16 protein-coding genes are annotated in these 18,286 nt (G+C 63.1%); 6 read left to right on the top strand and 10 right to left on the bottom strand.

Features of this window, described 5'->3' with window-relative positions; all coding sequences use genetic code 11:
- Window positions 1–29: 29 nt before the first annotated feature.
- The gene (locus ACLFKU_RS18075; RefSeq protein ID WP_410849962.1) at window positions 30–977 is read right to left on the bottom strand and encodes a polyphosphate kinase 2 family protein; all 948 of its coding nucleotides are present in this window, start codon (window positions 975–977) and stop codon (window positions 30–32) included.
- Here ACLFKU_RS18075 and ACLFKU_RS18080 point away from each other — a divergent pair.
- Entirely contained in the window at window positions 967–2,301 is a 1,335-nt protein-coding gene (locus ACLFKU_RS18080) for a phosphatase PAP2 family protein (RefSeq protein WP_410849963.1), read from the top strand. The genes ACLFKU_RS18075 and ACLFKU_RS18080 overlap by 11 nt on opposite strands.
- Window positions 2,302–2,410: 109 nt before the next feature.
- On the opposite strand, the gene yjfF is transcribed toward ACLFKU_RS18080, so the two are convergent.
- From yjfF to ACLFKU_RS18105, 5 genes are all read right to left on the bottom strand, one after another.
- A complete protein-coding gene (gene yjfF, locus ACLFKU_RS18085; RefSeq protein ID WP_410849964.1) occupies window positions 2,411–3,508 on the bottom strand; it encodes a galactofuranose ABC transporter, permease protein YjfF in 1,098 nt (365 codons plus the stop codon).
- The gene (locus ACLFKU_RS18090; RefSeq protein ID WP_368587475.1) at window positions 3,505–4,548 is read right to left on the bottom strand and encodes an ABC transporter permease; all 1,044 of its coding nucleotides are present in this window, start codon (window positions 4,546–4,548) and stop codon (window positions 3,505–3,507) included. The genes yjfF and ACLFKU_RS18090 overlap by 4 nt, the downstream gene beginning before the upstream one ends.
- Entirely contained in the window at window positions 4,545–6,185 is a 1,641-nt protein-coding gene (locus ACLFKU_RS18095) for a sugar ABC transporter ATP-binding protein (protein WP_368587476.1), read from the bottom strand. Before ACLFKU_RS18095 ends, ACLFKU_RS18090 begins: the two co-directional genes overlap by 4 nt.
- Window positions 6,186–6,439: 254 nt before the next feature.
- On the bottom strand, window positions 6,440–7,426 hold the full coding sequence (locus ACLFKU_RS18100) for an ABC transporter substrate-binding protein (protein WP_368587477.1): 987 nt from the start codon (window positions 7,424–7,426) through the stop codon (window positions 6,440–6,442).
- 181 nt (window positions 7,427–7,607) lie between these two features.
- Window positions 7,608–8,210, bottom strand: a complete 603-nt coding sequence (locus ACLFKU_RS18105) for an alpha-ketoglutarate-dependent dioxygenase AlkB family protein (RefSeq protein ID WP_410849965.1) — start codon at window positions 8,208–8,210, stop codon at window positions 7,608–7,610.
- Window positions 8,211–8,350: 140 nt separating this feature from the next.
- Here ACLFKU_RS18105 and ACLFKU_RS18110 point away from each other — a divergent pair, with 140 nt between their 5' ends.
- On the top strand, window positions 8,351–8,935 hold the full coding sequence (locus ACLFKU_RS18110) for a malonic semialdehyde reductase (protein ID WP_410849966.1): 585 nt from the start codon (window positions 8,351–8,353) through the stop codon (window positions 8,933–8,935).
- 59 nt (window positions 8,936–8,994) lie between these two features.
- On the opposite strand, the gene ACLFKU_RS18115 is transcribed toward ACLFKU_RS18110, so the two are convergent.
- A complete protein-coding gene (locus tag ACLFKU_RS18115) occupies window positions 8,995–9,342 on the bottom strand; it encodes a hypothetical protein (RefSeq protein WP_368587480.1) in 348 nt (115 codons plus the stop codon).
- A gap of 428 nt (window positions 9,343–9,770) precedes the next feature.
- Between ACLFKU_RS18115 and ACLFKU_RS18120 the strand changes: the two genes are divergently transcribed.
- The 3 genes from ACLFKU_RS18120 (at window position 9,771) to ACLFKU_RS18130 (ending at window position 12,534) form a co-directional block, all read left to right on the top strand.
- On the top strand, window positions 9,771–10,934 hold the full coding sequence (locus ACLFKU_RS18120) for a metallophosphoesterase (protein WP_410849967.1): 1,164 nt from the start codon (window positions 9,771–9,773) through the stop codon (window positions 10,932–10,934).
- Window positions 10,935–11,409: 475 nt separating this feature from the next.
- A complete protein-coding gene (locus tag ACLFKU_RS18125; protein ID WP_410849968.1) occupies window positions 11,410–12,117 on the top strand; it encodes an MgtC/SapB family protein in 708 nt (235 codons plus the stop codon).
- Window positions 12,118–12,279: 162 nt separating this feature from the next.
- A complete protein-coding gene (locus ACLFKU_RS18130) occupies window positions 12,280–12,534 on the top strand; it encodes a GlsB/YeaQ/YmgE family stress response membrane protein (RefSeq protein WP_176105653.1) in 255 nt (84 codons plus the stop codon).
- A 112-nt stretch (window positions 12,535–12,646) separates the two neighbouring features.
- Here the strand turns inward: ACLFKU_RS18130 and ACLFKU_RS18135 are convergent, their stop codons facing one another.
- From ACLFKU_RS18135 to ACLFKU_RS18145, 3 genes are all read right to left on the bottom strand, one after another.
- On the bottom strand, window positions 12,647–14,146 hold the full coding sequence (locus ACLFKU_RS18135; protein WP_410849974.1) for an acetyl-CoA hydrolase/transferase family protein: 1,500 nt from the start codon (window positions 14,144–14,146) through the stop codon (window positions 12,647–12,649).
- A gap of 178 nt (window positions 14,147–14,324) precedes the next feature.
- Entirely contained in the window at window positions 14,325–14,543 is a 219-nt protein-coding gene (locus tag ACLFKU_RS18140; RefSeq protein WP_152853807.1) for a hypothetical protein, read from the bottom strand.
- Window positions 14,544–14,681: 138 nt separating this feature from the next.
- Window positions 14,682–16,901, bottom strand: coding sequence for an FUSC family protein (locus ACLFKU_RS18145; RefSeq protein WP_410849969.1), 2,220 nt, complete (start codon window positions 16,899–16,901; stop codon window positions 14,682–14,684).
- Window positions 16,902–17,100: 199 nt separating this feature from the next.
- Here ACLFKU_RS18145 and ACLFKU_RS18150 point away from each other — a divergent pair, with 199 nt between their 5' ends.
- Window positions 17,101–18,114 carry a LysR family transcriptional regulator gene (locus ACLFKU_RS18150; RefSeq protein ID WP_368587484.1) on the top strand — a complete coding sequence of 338 codons (1,014 nt, stop codon included), beginning with the start codon at window positions 17,101–17,103 and terminating at the stop codon, window positions 18,112–18,114.
- Window positions 18,115–18,286 lie beyond the last annotated feature (172 nt).

The raw sequence follows: 18,286 nt of genomic DNA on the forward strand, positions 1-18,286 counted from the left end.
TCCAGTGATTTCGGGTCAGGGGGCCGCTCTCAATGATCTGAATCGTCCCCGGGTTGATCGGGTCTCGTCTCGTCCACCACTTCAGCGCCGAGTTCCTCCCTCGCGGCGGCGAGATCCTTCATCTGCTCTGGCGTCGCTTTCGGATAGGCGAGGTCGAGCTTCTCGACGGCCTCGACGATCGCGGCCGCGACGATGAGGCGCGTGAAAGGCTTGTTGTCGGCGGGCACGACGTACCACGGAGCCGCTTCGGAGGCCGTCGCGCGGATGGCCTCTTCATAGGCGCGCATATAGTCGTTCCAGTAGCGACGCTCGCGAACGTCGGATGCGGAAAACTTCCAGTTCTTGTCGGGATTGTCGAGGCGTTCCATGAATCGCTTCTTCTGCTCCCCGTACGACAGGTTCAGATAGAACTTGACTATGACCACGCCCTGGCGCGTCAGATAGTCTTCGAAGCGCGCGATGTCGGCGAGCCGCTCGTCCCATATGTTGTTGCCGACCCGTACCGGCGGAATCTTCTGCGCACGCAGCAGATGCTGATGCACGCGCACCACCAGCGCCTCTTCATAGTACGAGCGGTTGAAAATACCGATGTGCCCGCGCTCGGGCACTTTCCTCGAATAGCGCCAAAGGAAGTCGTGCGAGAGTTCCTCATCCGACGGCTGCTTGAACGAGATGACATCGCACCCTTGCGGATTGATGCGCGACATCACGTGCTTGATCGTCCCATCCTTTCCGGCGGCGTCCATGGCCTGGAATACCAGCAGCACGGCCCAGGAATCCTGCGCGTAGAGGATCTCCTGCTCCATCGCGAGCCATTTCGATCCGCGCTGGAGCAGTTGCTGCGCCTCTTCCTTATGCATTTTGAGTCCCAGCGTCTCGCCGGGATCGAAATTCTTCAGGAAGAAATCTTTGCCGCTCGTGACGCGAAACGGATCGGTGTATGCCCGCAGCGCGTTGAGTATTTCCGTGCGAACCATCGCTTGTTTCCCCACGACATCTGCAATCAGTTGCATCGCAACCGCGGTCGTACTGGTCACAACTCTTTCTGATAATAGGTCACACAAGCGGAAACGTGCTCATCCGCAACGACGCTGCGCATCTGCATCACGACGGAAAACGCGCGTCTTAATGCTGCAACATTCCGGACATCCGGGCCGGTCGATCACCCCCTGCCGGTCCCGTCGGCCCCAGTCACGACAAGGCCGGCAGACGGTAGGCATTACCTGTGCTTGTCCTTTACCGGAGCGGACCAACAAAAAACGGACGAGCACGATGTCGAGCCACGAACACGAACACGAACACGAACACGGGGAACAGCGCGGTAGCGAGCGTTACCTGATCCGATACCTGAGCGGCTGGGCCGTCGTGGCTCTCGTCACCGCGCTCGACGGGTTCTGGGTCGCCGGCAACGGCTACACCGTGCCGGGCGACGGCGTCGCCAATCTCGCGCAAGCCGCCGCAATCTCGATGTTCATCGTGATCGGACTGCTCGCGTTCGCACAACTGCGCCGCTACGCGCCATTGACCCGAACGCTGCGCTGCCGTGAAATGGCAGTCACACTCGCCTGGCTCACCCTGCTGCTGACCTTCGTCGCTGCTTTCGACCTGCTGCAGTACCTGTGCGCAACCGTCGACGCGCCGCTCATCGACGAGCGTCTTCTGGCATTCGACAGCGCCTTCGGCTTTCACTGGCTGCGCGTTTATTCATGGGTGCGCTCACATCCGACGCTACAACACATTCTTGAGATCGCTTACGCAAGCATGCTCGCGCAAGGGCTTGCGATTCCCATCATTCTCGGGCTTGCAGGCCGACGCGACGAACTGTCGGAGTTCGTGCTGCTCTTCATGCTGTCGGGCATTCTGCTGCTTCTGATTGCGACTCCGCTTCCCGCCTCGAGCGCATTTCTGCATTTCGGCATTGCGGATCCCAACACGTCGGCTACCGTCTCGGACTTTTATCCACTGCGCGATGGCACGCTGCGGACATTCATCATGGTGCCGGCGCAAGGCATGGTGTCGATGCCGTCATTTCACACGACGCTCGGTATTGTCTTTATCTATGCGCTGCGTCGCATCCCGCGGTTATTGCTGTTTGCGGTTCCGCTCAACCTGACGATGATCCTGTCGACACCGACCCAAGGCGGTCACTATCTCGCCGATGTGATTGCGGGTCTGCTACTCAGTGCGCTTTCGATCGCAGCGCTCAAAGGCTGCATGCACCTGCTGGCGACGCGCAAATCCGCGGATGTCGTCAAGCGCGCCGTCTATTCCGGCGTCGCGCCGATCGATTCGCTTCCCTGATGCGCATAGCCCGGCAGCGCGCGGATCGCGCAAATGTCGCATCGACTGATGGAAAAGCGGCGCCCGGAAGAACGGGGCGCCGCCGTTTGAAACGCTGGAAGGAAGCGCCTTAGCCCGGCGCCCGCCCCAACACCTGCGAATCCGACGATGCCGCCGTCGACGGCTCGTCATGTCCGTGCCCATGCCCCGTCGTCGTGACCGCATTGGTGCCGCCGGGCCGACGCACGGACTTCGCATGCCGCTCGATCAACCGTTGCAGCAAACAGAACGCGCACAGCAGCGCGCCGATCACGATCCGCGTCCACCACGAACTGAGCGTGCCGTCGAACGTAATCAGCGTCTGGATGGTGCCGAGAATGCCGACGCCGAACAGCGAGCCGACCACATAACCGACACCACCGGTCAGCAGCGTGCCGCCGATCACCGTCGCTGCAATCGCATCGAGCTCCATGCCTTGCCCTTGCAGCCCATAACCCGACAGCACATAGAACGTGAACACCGCGCCGCCAAGCGCCGAACAGAAGCCACTCAGCGCATACACGCCGACCCGCGTGCGCGCGACCGGCAGCCCCATCAGCAGCGCCGAGCGCGGATTGCCGCCGACCGCATACACGTTGCGTCCGAAGCGCGTGAAATGGGCGACATAGATCGCGGCCGCCAGCGCCACGAGCGCGATCAGCACGTTCGCCGATACCGAACCGACGCCAACGTTGAGACGGAACGCGGAGATCGCCTTGAACGTCGGATCGGTGATCGTGATCGACTGCGTCGTGATCAGAAAGCACAGGCCACGCGCGAAGAACATCCCCGCCAGCGTCACGATGAACGCCTGCAGGCGGAAGTAGTGGATCAGCGCGCCCTGCACCGCGCCGAACACCGTGCCCATCAATAGCACGAGCGGAATGATCAGCCACACCGACACGTGCATGTGCTCGGACAGCACGGCTGCAACGATCGTCGTCAGCGCGACGATCGAGCCCACCGACAGATCGATGCCGCCCGACACGATCACGAACGTCATGCCGATCGCGACGATCAGCAGGAACGCGTTGTCGACGAGCAGATCGAGCAGCACCTGCCATGAGAAGAAGCCGGTGTACATCACCGAACCGAAGCCGAATAGCGCGCAGAACAACAGGACCGTCACCGCGATCGGCAGCGTGCGCGGATCGACCACGCGGGCGAGTGCTTCGAGAAAGCGCGTCATCGTGCCACCCCGCGCGATTTGACCAGCGACGCGCCGAACGACACGGCGAGCGCGCGCGCCGCCGGCGACTGGATCACGCTGACCGCGAGCACGACGGCCGCCTTGACGACGAGCGTCGCTTCCGGCGGCACGCCGATCGAATAGGTCGTGTACGTGAGCGTCTGGATGATCAGCGCACCGAGCACCGTGCCCGCGAAGCTGAAGCGGCCGCCGAGCAGCGACGTGCCGCCGAGCGTCACCGCGAGAATCGCGTCGAGTTCGAGCAGCAGGCCCGCGTTGTTGCCGTCCGCGCTGCGCACGTTCGAACTGATCAGAATGCCGGCCAACGCCGCGGTCAAACCGGAGAAGCTGTACACCGCGAACACGATCGCCTTCGAGCGCAAGCCGACGAGCCGCGTCGCAACCGGGTTCACGCCGATCGCGCGAATGAACAGGCCAAGCGCCGTGCCCTCCACCAAAGCGGCGGTCGCCAGCACGGCTACCGTCGCGATCCACACCGAGCACGGCACGCCGAGCCAGTAGCCGCCGCCGACGAACAGATAGCCGGGCGCGCCGATCGGAATGATCTGCCCGGCGGTCAGCAGTTGCGCGATGCCGCGGCCGGCGACCATCAGGATCAGCGTCGCGATGATCGGCTGCATGCCGACGAACGCGACGAGCACCCCGTTCCACATGCCGCTCAAAATGCCGACGACGAGCGCGGCCAACAGCGCCTGCACGATCAGCGCACCGCTCGGCACGGCCTGGGTCGCGAGTATCGTCGCGGCCGCGGCGCCCGCGATCGCGACCACCGCACCGACCGAGATGTCGATGCCGCGCGTCGCGATCACGAGCGTCATGCCGATCGCGACCAGCACGAGCGGCGCCGCGCGATTGAGGATGTCGATCGGCGCGCCGAACAGGTGACCGTCGAGCATGCGCAGCGCGAGAAAATGCGGATTGACCAGCAGGTTCAGTCCGCACAGCAATACCAGCGTCACGCATGGCCACACCAGCGGACGTTCGACGCCGTCGCGCGCGAACCAGTTCGATAGCTTCATTCGCCGCTCCCTGCGATGAGTCGGTAGATGTTGTCTTCGTTCGATGCCTTACCGGCCACCTCGGCGATCTTGCGGCGATCGCGCAGCACCGCGACGCGATGGCTGACGCGCAGCACCTCGCTGATCTCCGACGAGATGAACAGGATGGACAGGCCGTTCGCGCACAACGCGAGCAGCCGGTCCATGATGTCGAACTTGGCGGCGACGTCGATACCGCGGGTCGGCTCGTCGAGGATCAGCAGTTTGGGATCGGTTGCGAGCCAGCGCGCGAGCAGAGCCTTCTGCTGGTTGCCGCCGGACAGGAGCGCGATCGGCTGCTCGGCATCGGACGCCTTGATGCCGAGCCGCTCGATCCACATATCGGCGAGTTCGCGCGCGCGTTGCCGGCTGATCTTGCGCCACCAGCCGCGCCGCGCCTGCAACGCGAGCATGATGTTTTCGCGGATCGACAGCTCGGCGACGATGCCTTCCTTCTTGCGGTCTTCCGCGCAATAGCCGATGCCGTGGCGCACCGCGTCGTGCGGCGTGCGCAGCCGCACGGGACGCCCTTCGACGAGGATCGTGCCGCTGTCCGCGCGATCCGCGCCGAACAGCAGACGCGCGGTTTCGGTGCGCCCCGAGCCGAGCAGTCCCGCGAGGCCGAGTATCTTGCCGGCGTGCACTTCGAGATCGATCGGCTGTAGCGTGCCGCGACGGCCGACGCCGCGCAGTTCGATGAACGGCTGCGTGGCCGTTGCTTCTTCCGGGTGATCGTGCGCGACTTCCTGCAGATCGTCGGCGGCCTGCCCTTCGTGGGCTGCTTCGCGCAGACGCGCGCTCATGCGCTCGTGGCCGACCATCTTCGCGACCAGCTGATCCGCGGACAGATCGCGCGCCAGATATTCGCCTTCGCGCTCGCCGTTGCGCATCACCGTGATGCGATCGGAGATCGCATAGGTCTGTTCGATGAAATGCGTGACGAACAGGATCGCGATGCCCGATCGCTTGAGATGGCGAAGGATTTTGAAAAGCTGCGCGACTTCGCTGTCGTCGAGGCTCGAAGTCGGCTCGTCGAGAATCAGCACGCGCGCATCGACGGACAACGCTCGCGCGATCGCGACCATCTGCTGCACGGCGATCGGATAGGCGTCGAGCGAGCGCGTGACGTCAAGCGACACGTCGAGGCGCGCGAGCGCTTCCTGCGCGCGGCGCTTGATGTCGGGCCAGTCGATCGCGCCGAAGCGGCGCGGCTGCCGGCCCGCGAAGATGTTCTCCGCGACCGACAGATTCGGGCACAGGTTCACTTCCTGGTACAGCGTGCGCACGCCGGCCGCCTCGGCTTCCTGCGGCGACGCGAATGCGACCACCTCGCCGCCGAGGCGGATCGTGCCGGCATCGGGTGCGAGCACGCCGGTGAGCACGTTGATCAACGTGGATTTGCCGGCGCCGTTCTGGCCCATCAGCGTATGGACCTCGCCGGGAAACAGGCGGAAGTCGACGTGTTGCAACGCCTTCACGCCCGGAAATGTCTTGCTGACGCCGGAAGTCGCCAGGATCGGTTCGCGCGCGCTCATGTCATTCTGTTGGCTTCGCGCACCCGGTGGCGTGCCGCGCTGCGGCTGGTCCGGCTGAGTCGGTTCGGTAGCGGATTGGGTCATGGACCTCGCTCGATCGGCTATGCATGGTTCGGCAGGCCCCAGCGGCATGCTCCCGCGGACGCAGGCTCCTGAAAAGAGACCGCCCGCTGCAGAAGGAAGCAGCCCGGGCGGTCAGGCACCACTGGAGAAACCTGTTCGATGCGTCCGTACTGCACATCTCCTTCGCGCCGCGGGCCGCGTCGGCCCAGGCGCCTGAACACCGCACACGCCGCGGCACTCGCGCGAGCGATGCCGCGGCGATGTTGCGCGTCGCGTCAGTACTTACGCGACGGCAAAGTTTGCGCAGCGACGCTCATCGGGAAGACAGTCTCCTGAGTCAGGATGCGCTTCGGCAGCGGCTTGCCAGCCACCACGTCTTTCACCGCCGTCATCAGCTGCGGTCCGAGCAGCGGGCTGCACTCGACGTCGACGTTGATCTTGCCAGCGGCCATCGCCTGGAAGCCGCCCTTGGTTGCGTCGAACGAAACCACCACGACGTCCTTGCCCGGATGCATGCCGGCTTCTTCCATCGCCTGGATCGCGCCGAGGGCCATGTCGTCGTTATGAGCATAGACAACGTTGATCTTGTTGCCGTAGGTCTTGATGAACGCTTCCATCACCTGCTTGCCGCCGGCAAGCGTGAAGTCGCCGCTTTGCGACGCGATGATCTTGAACTTCGGATCGCTCTTGATCACTTCGACCAGACCCGCGTGGCGGTCATTCGCCGGCGCGGAGCCGACCGTGCCTTGCAGCTCGGCGATGTTGATCGGGCCTTTATCGTTCTTGTAGTTCTCCGCGAGCCACTTGCCGCCGCGTCGTCCTTCTTCGAGGAAGTCCGAGCCGATCATCGTCACGTACAGCGACGGGTCCTTCACGTCGATGTTGCGGTCGGTCAGGATCACCGGAATCTTCGCGGCCTTGGCTTCGAGCAGCACCGGTTCCCAGCCCGATTCGACGACCGGCGAGAACGCGATAACGTCGACCTTCTGAGCGATATACGAGCGGATCGCCTTGATCTGGTTTTCCTGCTTCTGCTGCCCGTCGGAGAATTTGAGGTTGATACCGGCATCCGCCGCCGCCGACTTCACCGATTCGGTATTCGCGGTGCGCCATGCACTTTCCGCACCGACCTGCGCAAAACCGAGCGTTATTTTCTTGTCCTCGGCATGCGCGCCTGGGGTGGCCAGCGTTAGCACTCCGAGACTCGCGGAAAGCGCGAGCGCGCCCAGAGCGCGACACGCGGCACGTCGTGAATTCGCCATGACAGTCTCCAATCGTTGTTGTGTAGACGACCCAGCGGTCAGCCCGGCCCTCGTGGCCCTCACGGCGCATGGATCGTGATGTAGCGTACTGTGCGACGCGTTAACCGTCCAATCATATGATTCGCGCCCTCGATATCAATTTTGGTATAGCGCGCCGATCAGAGCATTGCCGCTCGCTGAGTCAGGTCGGCGTCACTCTCGGGGTGACCCAGCGAAACGTCAGATTGATGCGCTCGCCGCTCACGCGCGGCTCCTTCGGCACCCGATGACGCCACTGCGCCTGGGTGTCGCCCTTCATCACGAGCAGGCTGCCGCCCTTTAGCGAGAACGATTGCACGACGCCGCTGCGGTTGTGCTGCAGATCGAACCTGCGCGCGACACCGAGACTCACCGACGCGATCACCGGTTGCTTGCCGAGTTCGGGCTCGCGGTCCGCATGCCAGCCCATGCTGTCGGCGCCGCTGCGGTAACGATTCAGCAGCACGCTGTTAAAACGCGCGCCGCTGGTCGCCTCGGCGGCGGCCTTCAGTTCAGCGACGGCGGGCGTCCACGCTTGCGGCACGTTGCGGATACCGGAGTAGACATACACCGCATCCGGCTCGCCCTGCCAGGCGGTCAGACGCGGCAGTGCAACACGGCCCCCAGGCGTGCCCATCATGTCCTGGCGCCATTGCACTTCGTCGATCAGGCGGGCGAGCAGGCGTTCGGCGTCGGCCGTTGCGAGCCAGTCGGGATACCAGTCGACGTCGGGGGTCGGCAGGTCGTTGAAAAGATCGGTGTTCATCGGAATGCCTGGATGCAAGCGGACGAGTAAAAACCTTGGCTATTATGGCGACGACGGCTCACGCGCTGATTCACGCGCATTGCTCTTTCATTCGACGCGGCTCCGCGCGTTCCCTCCATTCTTTTGCAGGGATCACTTCCATGACACTTTCCGACCAGGCGCTCGCACAGCTCTTTCGCGATGCGCGTACGCACAACGGCTGGCAGAACAAACCGATCGACGACGCCGTGCTGCGCGAGTTGATGGAACTCGTCCTGCTCGGCCCGACCTCGGCCAATTCGAGTCCGGGCCGCTTCGTGTTCGTCAGGACGCCGGAGGGCAAGGAGAAACTGCGCCCGGCGCTGTCGGCCGGCAATCTCGAGAAAACGATGGCAGCGCCGGTCACGGTGATCGTCGCCATGGACATGGCCTTCTACGAGCATCTGCCGAAACTGTTTCCGCATGCGGATGCGCGCAGCTGGTTCGTCGGCAACGAGCGGTTGATCGCGGACACGGCGTTTCGGAATTCGACGCTGCAAGGCGGCTATCTGATTCTCGCGGCGCGTGCGCTCGGTCTCGACACCGGGCCGATGTCGGGCTTCGATCAGGCCAAGGTCGACGCAGCGTTCTTTGCAGGTACGACGGTGAAGTCGAACTTCCTGATCAATCTTGGCTATGGCGATCCGTCAAAGCTGTTTCCTCGCAGCCCGCGTTTTTCGTTCGACGAAGCGGCGCGGATAGCGTGACGGTGCGTTGATGATGGATGGCGCGGCGGGTGTCGCGCCACGCGTTGAATCGAATCGCGTCAGGTTAGCAGCGCGATATAAAACACCACGGTGCCGATCAACGCGCCGACGAAGCAGAAGCCCTCTTCGGCTTCGTCGCCATTCGAGCGCAGCCACGCGCCGACCGCGCCGAACAGCCCCGCGATGCCGAGCGCGACGCACACCATCACGACATCGAACAACGCGCTTTTGCCGAGCTCGGAAAAATCGAAGCCGCGCACGGCGATGTAAAGCGCAATCGCCATCAGCGAGATGCCGACGAGCGGCAACATGACATGGCTACCCTCGTATCCGACATGATGCGGATGATGAGCATGATGCACGTCGTCCGCGTGATGCCACAGGTGGCCCGATTTGAGCAGCTTCATGGTGTGCCTCCCCCCGCCGATCTCTCCCGGCGACAGAACCAGTCATGGCCGAAGCGCCCTGCGCTGCCCCGGCAACAAGCTGTTTGCTTTCAAGCATACTCCACACATGGACACAATTCAAAGCCCATTTAATTCGTTTGCATAGGCATTAAATGCGTCGCGCGTGCTCTTGTAAGTATCTGCTGAGCACGGAACGCGCCTGCCCCGGCGAAGCCGTGTCGTGGCTCGTCCCGGCGCCTTCCGGCGGGCGTGCCGTGCGGTGCCGGAGCACGAATTTTGCAGCCACGGCAAGGGACCGAACATGTCGGTAGAATGATTCGCCGCGTTCGCTAACCGTCGCGCACGCAAGCACTGCCCGCCAATGGATCGCCGCCGCGCTGTCGCTGTGATGCCGGCCCTTTGGCCCCCTTCCCGTCCTGATCCTCTTTATGCGACGTTCATCGTTTCTTGTGCGCATCATCCTGATTGGCATCCTGCTGCATATCTACGTTGGTTTGCGCCTGATTCCAGACATGCCGACCGACTCGGCCGGCCGCGGACTGTGCGTGCTGTGGCTCGTGCTGTCGATCTACCTGATCCCGGTCGGCATGATGGCGCGCGGCTTCAAGCGCCAGCCGCTCGGCGACCGGCTCGCATGGGTCGGCCTGCTCGCGATGGGCTTTTTCTCGTCGCTGCTGGTGCTGACGTTCGCGCGCGACCTGATGCTGGCGTCGCTGCTGACGATCGACGCGATCTGGCCGAACACGCTTGCGATCGCGCATTGGCGCACCGGGTCGGCGGCGGCCGTGCCGCTGCTCGCGCTGCTGTCGACGCTGATCGGCCTGTTCAACGCGCGCCGTCGCGCGCGCGTCGTCACGATCGAAGTACCGATCGACGATCTGCCTGCCGAACTCGCCGGCTTCACGATCGTGCAGATCAGCGACATCCACGTCGGCCCGACGATCAAGGGCCGCTATGTCGACGCGATCGTCGACGCGGTGAACCGGCTCGAGCCGGATCTGATCGCGGTGACGGGCGATGTCGTCGACGGCAGCGTGCCGCAGTTGAGCCGGCATACGCAGCCGCTGTCGCGGCTCGCCGCGCGGCACGGTGCGTTTCTCGTGACCGGCAATCACGAGTACTACTCCGGCGCGAACTCGTGGATCGCCGAATTCCGCCGGCTCGGCTTGCGGGTGCTGCTGAACGAACACGTGATCGTCGATCATGACGGCGCGCGCGCCGTGATCGCCGGCGTCACCGACTACTCGGCCGGTCATCATGACCCCGCGCACCGCAGCGACCCGGTTGCGGCGCTCGCCGGCGCGCCGGGGGACGTGCTGATCAGGGTGCTGCTCGCGCATCAGCCGCGCTCGGCCGAAGCGGCCGCGGCGGCCGGCTTCACGCTGCAGTTGTCGGGTCATACGCACGGTGGTCAGTTCTTTCCGTGGAATTTCTTCGTGCGGCTGCAGCAGCCGTTTACGGCGGGCCTCGCGCGTCTGGACGGACTATGGGTTTATACGAGTCGCGGCACGGGCTATTGGGGACCGCCCAAACGACTCGGCGCGCCTTCGGAGATCACACGCTTGAGACTCGTACCGGGCGAACCCGATTGAACTCAACATTCGCAGTCCGGAGCAATTAATTGCAGCCTTTCAGCATTAGGGCTATGGCAACACTAAATGCACACTCTGTGCCGCTCGCGGCTTGACTGATCTTTGCGCAGCCCCCTAAAATTCGCGCAATTCTTCTAACCGGAATCACGATCTTGGACAGTAGCAGTTGTACGAGCCGAGTATCGATTTGCCCGCTCGCCTGAGCCGCAGGATTTCCGCGTCAGTCTTTTCTGTCGCCGTCCTGCCCTCGGGCTCGATGGCGCACGTCGCTCTCATTTCATTGTCATTCGCGTACTGCCGGTAAAGCACCGCGTGGCGCGATGCCATGCCGATACCGCACGCTCCGGCCGCTGCACGCGTGTGCGCGCGTATTTCGTCCCGCCCGCATGAACTTGCCCTGCACGAGGTAGACGATCTGATGTTCTCACGCGTAGGCTTCACACTGCGACAGCGCCCACGCCAACCTTTCTGAACGATGACACTCGAATTCTTCCTGCGTCTGATGACCGCTTTTGCTTGCGGCGTCGCGATCGGCCTCGAACGACAGATCCGCCAGCGCACTGCCGGCCTGCGCACGATCACGCTCGTGGCAAGCGGCGCGTGCCTGTTCGTCACGCTCGGCGTGCTGACCGGCAACGGCGTCAGCGGCATTACGCAGATTGCGGCCTATGTGGTGTCCGGCGTCGGCTTTCTTGGCGGCGGCGTCATCATGCGCGACAAGGGCTCGATCCAGGGGATCAACACCGCGGCGACGCTGTGGTGCTCGGCGGCCGTGGGTGTATTGAGCGGCGCGGGACATTACGGACCGGCGCTCGCCGGCACCGCGGTCGTGCTGCTGGCCAACACCGTACTGCGTGAAGTGAGCCGGATGATCAACCAGACGCCGGTTTCAAACGCCGACCTCGTGCGCGAGTACGTGCTGACGATCGTCTGCCGCGAAGCCGACGAGATCCACATTCGCACCGCGATTTCCAACTCGATGTACTCGGCGCCGCTGTCGTTCCAGAGCCTGACGAGCGAGGATGTCGAGGACGAGCCGGCGCGCATTCGCGTGACGGCGACGCTGACGATGCATCCGAAAGATCAATCGAAGCTCGAACAGATGGCGAGCCGCCTGAGCATGGAAAAGAGCGTGTCCAGCGTCAGTTGGACCGCGCGGGAAGCGGAACCGACACCCGAGTGAAGCGCTGTGCGCAAGTCTCCTCTGTTCGCGCGCATCGTCTACACTTAGCTTGCAGCAGATTCAGATAGTGTCAAATCCGCGTCCCGAACGCGGACCGTCCCATAACCTTCGACTAAGCTCTGTCACCGTGATTTGTTCACACTCAACCAGGGAGTCTCGAATATGGAACACGGCATCATTGCATGGCTCATCATCGGCGCGATCGCTGGCTGGCTCGCGGGCGTATTGGTCAAGGGTGGCGGCTTCGGCCTGATCGTCGACATCATCGTCGGGATCATCGGGGCGTTCATCGGCGGCTGGCTCGCGGGCGTGCTGCATATCTCTATTGGCAGCGGCTGGATCGCCTCGATCATCACCGCGGTGATCGGCGCGGTCATTCTGCTGTTTATTATCCGGCTCGTGCGACGAGGCTCCTGAGCGCAGCGTCCGATTTCATCAAGCGCCAGCGGGCTCGTGCCGCTGGCGCTTTTTTGTTGCCTGTTTCTGCTGTGTTGATCGCAGCGATTGCGGGTGCCGCGGGCGTTGCAGATCAGCCCGGCAGCATCGAGCCCGTCTCGCGCAGCCGCGTATGCCATGCAAATGCCTGATCGAGGCAATGCGGCGTCTGCCCTCCCCAACGCAACGCATCGCGGTAGTAGTCGCGCAACAGTTCGCGATACCGCGGGTGTACGCAATGCTCGATGATCAGCGTCGCACGTTCGCGCGGCGCGAGGCCGCGCAGATCGGCGAGACCTTGCTCGGTGACGACGACGTCGACGTCGTGTTCGTTGTGGTCGCAATGCGGCACCATCGGCACGATGCTCGAAATGCGGTCGCCTTTCGCGGTCGACTTGGTCGCGAACACCGCGCACGACGCATTGCGCGCAAAGTCGCCCGAGCCGCCAATGCCGTTCATCATGTGCGTGCCGCCGACATGCGTCGAATTGACGTTACCGTAGATATCGAATTCGAGCGCGGTATTGAGCGCGATCAGACCGAGCCGCCGAATCACCTCCGGATGGTTGCTGACTTCCTGCGGACGCAGCACGAGCCGGTCGCGATAGCGCTCGATATCGCCGAACACCTGCGCCTGCCGCGCGGCCGACAGCGTGATCGACGCGCCGGACGCAAACGCGACCTTGCCGGCGTCCATCAGATCGAACGTCGAATCCTGCAAGACTTCTGAATAGATTTCGAACACATCGAAAGGCGAATCGACGAAGCCCGCCAGCACCGCGTTGGCGATCGTACCGATACCGGCCTGCAGCGGCGGCAACTGCTTCGGCATACGGCCACGCGTGACTTCGTGCTGGAAAAATTCGATCAGGTGTCCGGCGATCAACGCGGTTTCCCGATCCGCGGGGAGCACCGTGGACGGGCTGTCGGCCATGTCCGTGATCACGATCGCCGCGATTTTCTCGGGCGGAATCTCGATAGCGGGAGTGCCGACGCGATCCTGCGCGCGCACGATCGGCAGCGGCTCGCGATGAGGCCGGCGCCCCGGAATCCAGATGTCGTGCAAGCCTTCGAGCTCGAGCGGCTGCGCAAGATTGATCTCGACGATGACCTTGTCCGCGAGAATCGCGAAGCTGGCCGAATTGCCGACTGAAGTTGTCGGCACGATACCGCCGCTCTCCGTGATCGCGGCGGCTTCGATGATCGCGACATCGAGCTTGCCGAGCTGGTTCGCGCGCAGCATCTCGACGGTCTCGGACAGATGCTGGTCGACGAACATCACTTCGCCGCGATTGATTGCGTCGCGCAGCGTCTTGTCCACCTGAAACGGCAGACGGCGCGCGAGCACGTGCGCCTCGGTCAGCATGCGGTCGACGTCATGACCGAGCGAGGCGCCCGTCATCAGCGTGATGCGCAGCGGCTCGCCCAACTGGCGCGCACGCTCGGCAAGCGCGACCGGCACCGCCTTCGCGTCGCCCGCGCGCGTGAAGCCGCTTGCGCCAACGCGCATGCCGTCGTGAATCAGGAGCGCCGCGTCGGCGGCCGTGGTGATTTTTTCGCGCAGCGCGGCGCAGCGAATTCGGTCTTCGTACATGAAAGGGAGTCTCTCCATAGTCGCCAGCTCCGTCTACTGGTGCGCACGTCTGCGGTGTGCTTCGCTCAATAGGCGGTTGCCGCACCCGCTGCGGCGTCACGATCGGACGGCGTCGCGAGCAGGTGTTGGGTCGCGTGACAGGGTCCGCGACAGGTTGTTGCGCGCGAAGCAGCCGGACTCAGCTGCCGAAGAAGATGTTGCAGAAGCTCATCGGGCCAACGCATTCGTCGGCTTTCGCTTTCGGCGCTTCCGCATGCTTGCGCGCGGCACCCTTATCGGCGCGCTGGCTATCCGCCTGCGCAACCTGCTGGTCCGGCGCGGCCGGCGCCGTCTGTGCATAGGCGGCGGCAGCGGTGGACAAAGAACAGGCGATCAGGACCAACTTCAACACTTTCATCTCACTCTCCAGGACTTACGGCTACTGCGACCACTACTGCGAAGCAGTGACGCAACTATATGACCGTCACCTAAGCGGATTAACGGGGCCGCCTGGAAGGGATCTTTCCATCTGGCAGAAAGATCCACGAAGCATGGCTCAGCGACGATTGAACGGCGCCTCCTTGTCGAGCAACGCGCTACGAATAAAGTGCAGACAGCTCAGGATGCGCTGCAAGTCGTGACGCCGGTCGCGCTCGGCATGCACGGTCCGCAGCATGTCCTGCGCGAGCCAGGTTGCCGAGCGCACGGCGACCAGTGCGCGTTCGAGCGAACCGGGATCGGGGCGTTCGAAGAGCCGGGCGAGATCGTCGCAGGTGTGTTCGATCACGCTGCGCCAGCGCGGCTGAAGCATGTCGGCATATTCGGCGCGCGCGGCTTCGTTGCGCAGGTCGATGACGGCGTGACCTACTTCGATCGTCGCGAGCATCCAGCGAAGCGCGTCGCGCCGTCGTCGCGAACGGTGCGTCAGCAGCACGCGCAGTTGTGAAGTCAGATCGTGCGTGCTCGCCTGGAAACGTCGGTTCAGACCCGGCAGGGCCTCCTTGCATGCCGATACCGTTTGCACTCTCAGGTCGCCCATGATCCGGTCGATCAGCCAGCGCATATCGGCGGGAAAGACCACCGCGAATCCAACTGCCGCGAGCAACATCGACGCGGTCAGCGCGATGCCGTTGTTGATCAGCAGATCAGGCACGTAGCTGACGATGTTATCCGGCCCGGCCAGCAGACAGAAGAACACCGAAAAGCCGATGCCGAACCCCGACGCGCCGCGACGTGTCGCGATGAATGCGCCTAGTGCGAGCACCGGCGCGAGTGCCGCGCAAAGCAGCGGGAAACCATCGATGTTGGGATACACGTAGCACATGAACACGTAGCCTGTCAGCGTCGCGAGCACCGCGCCGATCGCCATTTGCATGGCCATCCTGGTAGCGCTTGGCGCGGTGGACGTCAACGCACAGACCAGCGTTGCGCCGATCACGGCAAGGCCGCCGCTCGGCCAGTTGGTCGCGATCCAGAACGCGCCGGCGATCCCGATGACGACAGCCGAGCGCAGAAACGTAAACAATACGGCGAAGTGGTTTGTGCGGCTGACAGGTCTGCTCGGAGAGTGGCTCTTTTGTGGGCTCGAGCTGCGTCGCAGGCTTTGCTGCGGGCTTTCTGTTTTGCGCCACAAGCTTGCATACGTTTGGGAATAATTCATCCATTCGCCCACGAATCGATACAGCAATTCGGCTGCCGTGTCGAAGTCCGCAAGCGATTCCGCGGACGCGGCTTCGAGTGGCCGCCTCGTTTCACGTACCCGGCGTGGCAGGTTCGCTCGAAAGAGCCGCAGATCGGCTGCTGCGTGGGAGGCTGCGACGCCTGCTTCAACTTGTGCTTGTGCTTCGAACAAGGCTCCCAGTTCGTCGAGGTATGGACCGATGGCCGCGAGTATCGACACTGCGCCGCTCGCCCGCAACCGTTTGAGCAACTGATTTAGCGCATGCAGACGCGCGCATGCATCCATGAATTCGCTATTCAGACGCGCCAGATGCGCACTGCGCGAGCGCATCGCCGGGTCTTCGAATGCGACGAACGTACGCGTTGCTTCGAAGCCGGCGATTTCGTCGACGAAGTCCGCGAAACGCCGTTCGAACTGATGGCGCTCGAGCCCGCCCGCGAACACATCGACAGCAAAGGCAGTAAAATTCGCGTACCTGACCTGAAGGTTACGTCGTAGCGCAAGGCTCGAGCGCTGCGGCAGCAGCAATGCGCTGACCGCGCTCGAACACACGATGCCAACCGCCACTTCCGCCGCGCGCGCGAGTGCGGCGAGGAACAGTCCCTCGGGCGTCATCACGTTCGGAATGCCGATCAGCGCGGCGGTGTAACCCGCGAGCACGAAACCGTACCATCTGAAATGCCGATACCGGACCGCCGCAGCAATACAGGCGCTCACCCATGCGACCATGCCGAGCATGTACAGTTCGGGCTGCTGGGCGAACAGCCCGCCGAGCACGAGCGCGGCCACGGTCCCTCCCGCAGTTCCGAGAATCCGGTAGAAGCTCTTCGCGAGCACCATGCCGCTGAACGGTTGCATCAACACGAAAACCGTGGTCATCGCAATGCGAGGCTGCTGCAGATCGAGCAGCATCGCGATGCCCAGCGCCAGCAGACCGGCGGTTACCGTCTTCAGCAGATGAAGCCAGGTCAGACCGTCGCTGCTGGCCCAGTCGCGCACGACCCGATTGAGTTTGGCTCGACCGAGTCGTCGCCGCATGACACCGCGCGGACCGAATAAATCCGACGACGGCTCGATCGCATGATCGGGTTTCATCTGAAAACAGTGCACCCCTCGTGGTCGCTGAGAGAGCCTCCGGGCAGAATCGCTGACACCGACAGGCGAGGCGCCGATTGTAGGAGTCCCCGTTGCACGCATTAAGACGACGAGTGCAAAACATCTGTTCTAGAACGGACAACAATAGTGCCTCGGGACTGACGGAAAATATGACCTTGGTCATGAAACAGAAGATTTGATGGACACGCTACAAAATATGCGAGTGTTCGTGCGCGTGGTTGAAGCCGGTAGCTTCACCGCGGCCGCGCAATCGCTCAATTCAACGACCGGCGCGATGTCTCGCGCGGTGTCGGAACTTGAAGCACATCTGCGCACGCGCCTGCTGAATCGATCGACGCGTCGCCTTGCGTTGACCACCGCCGGCGAGCGCTATCTGAAGCGATCGCAGCAGATCCTCGCGGATGTCGATATTGCCGAAGAAGAAGCCAGTTGCGCACACGAGCGACCAACCGGCGCGCTGCGCATGCATAGCTTTGCGAGCATCGGCCAGCACTACGTACTGCCGGCTATTTCGCGTTATCGCGAGCTTTATCCTGATGTGACCGTCGAGTTGACGCTGTCACAGCGCATGCCCGATCTGTTCGAAGGCAGCGCCGATGTGGCCGTGATCGGCGCATCGATGCTGCCCAATTCGGACCTCGTGTCGTTTCCGCTGGGGACGACGTTCAGCATCCTGTGCGCATCGCCGGCTTACGTGCGCGCGCACGGCGCGCCCCAACAACCGGCTGACCTTGCGCATCACGAATGTCTGATCCTTCATACGCCGGCGTTCCCGCCACATGAATGGACGCTCGACGGCCCGAACGGCAGTGAGTTGATGGAAGTCGATGGACCCGTGCATGTGAACATCGCCGAATCGCTGATTGTGGCGATCCGCGAAGGCATGGGCATCGGCATGGTGCCGCTCTACGCAGCCATTTCCGGGTTACGCGATGGCACGTTGGTGCGTGTTTTACCGGAATATACGCTGCAGAAGACGACTGTTTATGCGCTCTATCCGTCGCGCAAATTCATCGATGCAAAGACTCGCACGTGGGTCGAATTCTTGCGCTCGCATCTGCCCAAGGTGATCGCGCGCGACGAAGCGTTGCTTGCTGAGGTCGGGCAAATGGGATGCGTGGATGACCCAGTGCAGATGGGTAGAGTTGTCGTCCCCGTCACTCAGGACATGCGGACACCGTTAGGTCTATGAACTCGCTGCAGCACGCCTGAACTCGCGCGGCTAGCGGTATTTCAGGGTAAGCGGCTCGGCAGGGCCGATCCCCGATCCGCGCGCGCGTGGGGCATGATGTGAGAGCGTGGATTGTTTGCATGGTCGTTGACACGACCTATCTCGATCTACCCGGTCAAGCGGTGTGCGTGGG

It is taken from the genome of Paraburkholderia sp. EG304 (assembly GCF_046543485.1).
GTDB lineage: Bacteria > Pseudomonadota > Gammaproteobacteria > Burkholderiales > Burkholderiaceae > Paraburkholderia > Paraburkholderia youngii.

What these genes read in the sequence shown, in the direction of transcription:
- ACLFKU_RS18075 (WP_410849962.1), bottom strand. Translation starts at nt 977, where the DNA reads ATGGTTCGCACGGAAATACTCAACGCGCTGCGGGCATACACCGATCCG.
- ACLFKU_RS18120 (WP_410849967.1), top strand. Translation starts at nt 9,771, where the DNA reads ATGCGACGTTCATCGTTTCTTGTGCGCATCATCCTGATTGGCATCCTG.
- ACLFKU_RS18090 (WP_368587475.1), bottom strand. Translation starts at nt 4,548, where the DNA reads ATGAAGCTATCGAACTGGTTCGCGCGCGACGGCGTCGAACGTCCGCTG.
- ACLFKU_RS18105 (WP_410849965.1), bottom strand. Translation starts at nt 8,210, where the DNA reads ATGAACACCGATCTTTTCAACGACCTGCCGACCCCCGACGTCGACTGG.
- ACLFKU_RS18095 (WP_368587476.1), bottom strand. Translation starts at nt 6,185, where the DNA reads ATGACCCAATCCGCTACCGAACCGACTCAGCCGGACCAGCCGCAGCGC.
- ACLFKU_RS18145 (WP_410849969.1), bottom strand. Translation starts at nt 16,901, where the DNA reads ATGAAACCCGATCATGCGATCGAGCCGTCGTCGGATTTATTCGGTCCG.
- ACLFKU_RS18110 (WP_410849966.1), top strand. Translation starts at nt 8,351, where the DNA reads ATGACACTTTCCGACCAGGCGCTCGCACAGCTCTTTCGCGATGCGCGT.
- yjfF (WP_410849964.1), bottom strand. Translation starts at nt 3,508, where the DNA reads ATGACGCGCTTTCTCGAAGCACTCGCCCGCGTGGTCGATCCGCGCACG.
- ACLFKU_RS18135 (WP_410849974.1), bottom strand. Translation starts at nt 14,146, where the DNA reads ATGTACGAAGACCGAATTCGCTGCGCCGCGCTGCGCGAAAAAATCACC.
- ACLFKU_RS18140 (WP_152853807.1), bottom strand. Translation starts at nt 14,543, where the DNA reads ATGAAAGTGTTGAAGTTGGTCCTGATCGCCTGTTCTTTGTCCACCGCT.
- ACLFKU_RS18115 (WP_368587480.1), bottom strand. Translation starts at nt 9,342, where the DNA reads ATGAAGCTGCTCAAATCGGGCCACCTGTGGCATCACGCGGACGACGTG.
- ACLFKU_RS18125 (WP_410849968.1), top strand. Translation starts at nt 11,410, where the DNA reads ATGACACTCGAATTCTTCCTGCGTCTGATGACCGCTTTTGCTTGCGGC.
- ACLFKU_RS18130 (WP_176105653.1), top strand. Translation starts at nt 12,280, where the DNA reads ATGGAACACGGCATCATTGCATGGCTCATCATCGGCGCGATCGCTGGC.
- ACLFKU_RS18150 (WP_368587484.1), top strand. Translation starts at nt 17,101, where the DNA reads ATGGACACGCTACAAAATATGCGAGTGTTCGTGCGCGTGGTTGAAGCC.
- ACLFKU_RS18100 (WP_368587477.1), bottom strand. Translation starts at nt 7,426, where the DNA reads ATGGCGAATTCACGACGTGCCGCGTGTCGCGCTCTGGGCGCGCTCGCG.